The organism is Dokdonella sp., from assembly GCF_051958935.1.
In the GTDB taxonomy this organism is placed as follows: domain Bacteria; phylum Pseudomonadota; class Gammaproteobacteria; order Xanthomonadales; family Rhodanobacteraceae; genus Dokdonella_A.
Genome location: NZ_JBQCFP010000031.1, coordinates 1 through 5,153, shown reverse-complemented (window position 1 = coordinate 5,153; position 5,153 = coordinate 1). Strand labels below are relative to the sequence as shown.

At 72.4% G+C, this 5,153-nt stretch carries 2 protein-coding genes; both read left to right on the top strand.

What is annotated here, in order from left to right; genetic code table 11:
* Window positions 1-413: 413 nt before the first annotated feature.
* A complete protein-coding gene (locus tag ACTHK2_RS03465) occupies window positions 414-2,045 on the top strand; it encodes an LTA synthase family protein (RefSeq protein WP_440244301.1) in 1,632 nt (543 codons plus the stop codon).
* 155 nt (window positions 2,046-2,200) lie between these two features.
* The gene (locus tag ACTHK2_RS03460) at window positions 2,201-5,146 is read left to right on the top strand and encodes a protein kinase domain-containing protein (RefSeq protein WP_440244300.1); all 2,946 of its coding nucleotides are present in this window, start codon (window positions 2,201-2,203) and stop codon (window positions 5,144-5,146) included.
* The last annotated feature ends 7 nt before the right edge of the window (window positions 5,147-5,153 follow it).

Sequence of the window (5,153 nt, the reverse complement as noted above, 5' to 3'; positions counted from 1 at the left end):
GGCGTCGTCGTGGACCGGCACGCTCGCCTCGCGGCACGCCACCTCGCGGCGGGACAGGCGTTGGTTGAGGCCGGCCGCGGTCGGGCGCGGCCAGCGGGTCGGTTCGAGCATGCCGGCATTGTGGCAGCAGGCTCGCGCGCGCGGCCAGCGCGGCCGGCGCGCGCCGGCTTTGCAAAAACTAACGATGAATTAATCCTGCGTTGCCCGGCCCGTGGCATTGTCGCGCCCTCCATGCCCCTGCCCCTTCCATCCGTTGCCCGCGACGGCTGGCGACCGGCGGTCGAGCGCGAAGGCGTCGCGCTCGCCGGCTGCGCGCTGGTGCTCGTGCTGCTCGTCGCGCACCTGGACCCCGGCATCGACCTTGCCGGCGCAGCGGCGCCGCTGCCGATGCTGCGCCTGCTGCTGCTCATGCAGTGCCGGCACACGCCCAGTTCACGCTGCTGCTCGCGCTGTCGCGCCGGCTGCTGCTGTCGACCTGGCTCACCCTGCTCGCGCTGCTCGCGCTGTACGGCGCGAATGCGGCCAAGCTCGGTGCGCTGCAGGTGCCGCTGCTGCCGGGCGACCTGCGCTTCCTCGCGGCGCCCGGCCCCGCGGCACGCCTGTTCGTGCAGTACCTGCACGTGGATGCACTCCATGCGCTCCTGTGCGCCATTGCGGTCGCGGCGACGCTCGTGCTCTGCCGTGAGCGGCGCCTGCGCGTGCTCGCGGGCTGGCGTCGCGCGGCGACCGGCGCGACCGCGTTCGCGGTCGGCGCGAGCCTGATGACCGGCGCGGGAGCGTGGCGCGCTGTCTACGGCGAGGCGGCGAATGCGTTCCAGCCGTGGGCGCTCGACCAGAGCGCGGCGAACACGGGACTGATCGGCGGCCTGCTCGTCTACCACTGGGAACTCGGCGGCGGCGACGTGCCTCCGGCCGATCGTGCCGCCGCCATGGCGGTACTCCAGGCGCACGCTCCGGAGCTGCGCGCTGCGCTCGCGCAGTCGACCTCGAGCGAGGCCTTGCCCGACATCGTCGTCGTGCAGAGCGAATCGCTGTTCGACCCGGCACGCCTGCGCGACGTGCTGAGCGGACGTTTCCTGCGCGCTTACCACACGCTCGCGAAACGCGCGACCTCGGGCGACCTCGGTGTGCCTACGTTCGCCGGCGGCACCATCCGCACCGAGTTCGAGGTCCTCACGGGGGCGCCGCTCGCGAGCCTCGGCGGCGTGCAATATCCGTGGCTCGAACTCGATCGCGACAACTACCCCGGCCTCACCCGCGTGCTCGACGCGCACGGCTATCGCAGCGTCGCGGTGCATCCGAACGCGGCCGCGTTCTGGAACCGCGCGCAGGCCTATCCCGCGCTGGGCTTCGAGCGCTTCGCCGACGCGGCGTCGTTCCCGACCGATCGCATCGTCGGCCTGTTCACCTCGGACGCCGCGCTCACCGACCGCGTGCTCGACGAACTCGACGACGACGGCCCGCCTCGGTTCGTGTTCGCGATCAGCATGGAGAACCACGGGCCGTTCGACTGGCGACCCGGCCTCGATCCACAGCGCCTGGCTGCGTTGCCACTGCCCGAACGGCTGGATCCGGGGGCGCGGCCGTGGCTGGCGAACTACCTTTACCTGCTCGACGACGCCGACCACGAACTGGCCCGTCTCGCCGACGCGCTCGCGCGGCGCAAGCGGCGCACCCTGCTGCTGTTCTACGGCGACCATCTGCCCGATCTCGGCCCGACCTATGCCGAACTCGGCTTCGACGACGGCCGCGACGCGAAGCAGCAGCCGGTGCCGTGGCTGCTCTACGACAGCCGCGACGCCCGCCCGCAACGCCTGGACACGCGCGCATGGATGCTGCCCGGCCTGCTGCTGCAGGCGGCGGATATCCACGATGGCGCCTGGTTCGACGTGCTCGCGGCGCTCGCACGCTCGCAGGACTTCGACCCGGACGACCCGCGCGACGCCGCCGGCATCGATGCGCTCGCGCGCCTGCAGTTGCGCGGCGAACTCGAGCCGCTGCTCGAAGACGCCCTCGGCCTCGGCATCGCCACCGCCGCACGCTGACCCTTCCGGCGCCCGTGCATGTCGCAGCGGGATGCGCAACGGCGTTGTTCGCTCGTGCGCCTTGGTCCCGCCCGGGATCGCCGCCGCCCGAACCGATGTCGCGGCGGCGCCGATTTCGCCATCATGCGCGCGAGCGAACTCCAGCGAGCAGACCGATGGACGAGACGCCGAGCGTACGCGCCCTGTACGAACAATTGCTCGACCTCGAGGCGCACGAGCGCCGCGCCTGGCTCGATGCGCACTGTCGCGATCCGGCGCGGCGGGCCGCGGTGGAGCGGATGCTCGCGATCGACGCCGACGTCGACGTCGACGCACACCTGCTCGACCGTCCCTTCGACGACCTCCTCGGCCGCATCCCCGACGCCGCCGACGAGCCGGCGCCGCCTCCGGCCGGCACGCGCGTCGGTCCGTTTACCCTGGTGGACCGGCTCGGCGAGGGCGGTTCGTCGATCGTCTATCGCGCCGAACGCGAACAGGACGGCGTGCGCCAGCAGGTCGCGATCAAGCTCCTGCGCCGCGGCCTGTACACGCCGGCCGAACAGCGTCGCTTCCGCGACGAGCGCACCGCGCTCGCCCAGCTGCGTCATCCCAACATCGCGCAGCTGATCGAGGGCGGCATCAGCGAAGCCGGCGTTCCCTACATCGCGCTCGAACTCGTCGAAGGCACGCCGATCACCGACCATGCGCGCGAGCATGCGCTCGACCTGCGCCAGCGCCTGCGCCTGTTCGTCGACGCCTGCCGCGCGGTGGAAGCGGCGCATCGTGCGCTGATCGTGCATCGCGACCTCAAGCCATCGAACGTGCTGGTCACGCGCGAGGGCCGCGTCAAGCTGCTCGATTTCGGCATCGCCAAACTGCTGGATGCGGACATCGACTCGACGCATACCGACCATCGCGCGATGACGCCCGGCTACGCCGCGCCCGAGCAGTTCAGCGGCGGCGCGATCACGACCGCGACCGACGTGTACGCCCTCGGCGTCCTGCTCGGCGAACTCACCACCGGCCGGCGCCGCTCGCCCGGCGAGGCGCATACGCCGTCGTCGCGGCTGGTCGACGCGGCGCCCGGCGCACTGCCCGCGAGTCCCGCGCAGACGCGGCGACTGCTGCGCGGCGACGTCGACAACATGCTGCTGAAGGCGACCGCGGAGGAACCGGAGCGCCGCTACGCCTCGGCCGGTGCGTTCGCCGACGACATCGAGCGTCACCTCGCCTCGCAACCCGTGCTCGCGCACCCGCCTTCGGCGTGGTACCGCACGCGCAAGTTCATCGGCCGCCACCGCGGCGGCGTGGCGACGGCGCTCGCGTTCACCCTTGCCCTCGTCGCCGCGCTCGCGATCGCGCTGTGGCAGGCGCGCGTCGCGCACGTCCAGACCGGCGTCGCGCAGGCGCAGGCGCAGCGTGCGGAGGCCGCGCGCCAGTTCATCGTCGGCGTGTTCGAGAATGCCAGCCCCGACGAAAGCGGTGGCAAACCGATCAGTGCGCACGAGCTGCTCGAGAAGGGCGAGCGTCAGGTCGACCTCGGCTTGCGCGAGCGACCGGTGCTGCAGGCCGACGTGCTCGCACTGCTCGGCCAGCTCTACATCGAACTCGGCGACTTCGACCGCGCGGGCAAGCTGCTCGCGCGCGCGGGCGCGGCCAGCGAGGCGTCCGGGTTCCCCGTCGACGTGCGCGTGCGCGTGCTGCTCGGCATGGCGTGGGTCGAAAGCGAAACGGGTGCGTACGATGCGGCGATCTCGCACGCACGCGAGGCACTGGCGATCGTCGCGCGCGAGGGCCTCGCCAATCCCGAAGCCTTCGCCAACGCCCACCAGCTCATCACCCAGAGCCTGATCGGCAAGGGCGAGCTGGCCGAAGTCGACGCGTTGCTGGCGACGCACCTCGAGCAAGACCGGCGCGCGCTCGGCGAGCACAACGAGTACGTTGCCGACGAGTGGCTGCAGCTCGCGCAGCGCCTCGGCGACCTCGGCCGCTACGACGAATCGGAGGCGGCGTTCCGCGGCGCGATCGAGAGCTACGCCTCGATCTTCGGCGAGCACAGCAACCGCGTCGCGCACGCGCTCAACGAGTTCAGCAACATGCTCGACGACAAGGGTGACCTCGCCGGTTCCGAGGCGGCGTTGCGCCGCGCACTCGCGATCCGCACGCAGACCGTCGGCGCCGATCACCACGACACGCTCACGGTGAGGAACAACCTGCTCGCGGTGCTGGAACTGGAAGGGCGCTACGCCGAGGCGTTGCCGCAGCGGCTCGGGCTGCTCGAGCGCGCAGCGCAGACCGGCGCGCTGCACGAGCGTGATCTCGTGTCCACCTACAACTCGATCTCGCGCGACTACCGCGAACTCGGCCGGCTCGCCGAAGCGGAGGATGCGGCGCGCAAGGCGCTCGGGATCAGCGAGCGTTCGCAAGGCGCGCGCAGCCCATGGCGCATCAGCGCGCTCGCCCAGCTCGGGCGCGCGCAGGCGCTGATGGGACGCTACTACGAGGCCGAAGCGAGTTTGCGCGAAGCGCTCTCCATCGTGGGCGACAGCGAGACCGGCGCGTCGCCGGGCGCCGGCCTGTACCGCGCCGAGCTCGGCTCGATCCTGCGCCTGCAGCACCGCCTGCCCGAGGCGTCGGCACTGGTGCAGCAGGCCGCGGCGGTGTTCACCGCGCGCGTCCACGCCAACAACCAGCAGCGTCCCATCGTGCTCGCCGCGCTCAGCGAAGTCGAACTCGACCAGGGCGATGCGACGCGCGCGCTCGCGACGGCCCGCGACGCGCTCAGCCATGCGCGACGCGCATTCGCGCCGGGGCATGCGCAGCTCGGCGCCGCGCTGTTCGCGCTCGCGCGCGCCGAGCTCGCGCTCGGCCATGCGCGCGACACGGAGGCGGCGGCGCGTGAGGCCCTCGCCGTGCGCAGCCCGCCGTATCCCGCCGACGACCTGCGCGTTCTCGAAGTGCAGGTGGCGCTGGCGGCATCGCTGGCGCTGCAGTCGCGCATCGAGGAGGCCGAGGCATTGCGCGCGGCGATCGTGCCCGCACTGCGCGCATCGCCCGCGCCGTATGCGCGCGACCTGCTCGACCGCCTGCCCCGGACGGTCTCTCCCGTCGCACGGCCCTGATCCGCGC

Bases quoted from the DNA above. Each gene is read 5' to 3' on its own strand.
- ACTHK2_RS03460 (WP_440244300.1), top strand. From the start codon at position 2,201: ATGGACGAGACGCCGAGCGTACGCGCCCTGTACGAACAATTGCTCGAC.